This is a genomic window from Segatella hominis, assembly GCF_004535825.1.
Classification (GTDB): domain Bacteria; phylum Bacteroidota; class Bacteroidia; order Bacteroidales; family Bacteroidaceae; genus Prevotella; species Prevotella hominis.
Genome location: NZ_SGVY01000145.1, coordinates 1 through 661 on the forward strand (window position 1 = coordinate 1; position 661 = coordinate 661).

General features: G+C 46.3%; 1 protein-coding gene. It reads right to left on the reverse strand.

Translation table 11 applies throughout. The features are described from left to right. Positions 1-377 precede the first annotated feature (377 nt). On the reverse strand, positions 378-661 hold a 284-nt coding region (locus tag EXN75_RS18090), incomplete at its 5' end, for a hypothetical protein (RefSeq protein WP_223176176.1).

The following is a 661-nucleotide window of genomic DNA, read 5'->3' on the forward strand; positions in this document are numbered from 1 at the left end:
CTTGTATGCTCGGCATGAGCTTATTCTAATGGGTGCAAGTCCCTAACGAGCCCTAATAGCGGGAATCGTATAGCCAATAGCAAGGGTGTCCACTGCGAGGTGGAATCTGAAAGAAGCTGGCGGCAAACATCTGACCTAACGTACAGAAACTTCATACAAGGCATATGACCATGGATGAGATTGCAAGACAAATCAAAGTCCCATAGCTATTCGGAATGGTTGGTGTAAATGAAGTGGGTATAAGATGGAAAGAATAAGCCCTTATCCGAGGAGGTCTCACGGACGCATGGGTGAAGATGAATCATTCGATGTACCATGACGGAGTAAAGCTTGCCGTGAGAAGTCAGCAGAGGTCATAGTACCCAAGGCACGTGTGCTTATAGGGAAGGACTGAATCGTGCAGTGCAATAGTAATTGAATGTTACCTTATGAGACTCCTCGTCAGATGTCCGAAAGGAACTCTCTATCCAAGACGATAGGACGGAATCCGACAATAGGATAGAAGTGACGCTACTCATAGGGATAACTGAAATCAACTTGCCACACATCGCAAGATGAGAAAGCACGAAACCGCCGTATGCGGAACCGCACGTACGGTGGTGTGGGAGGTCGGTAAATGTGAAAATAGGAGGCAAATGCCTTTTATGATTAGCATTTACCT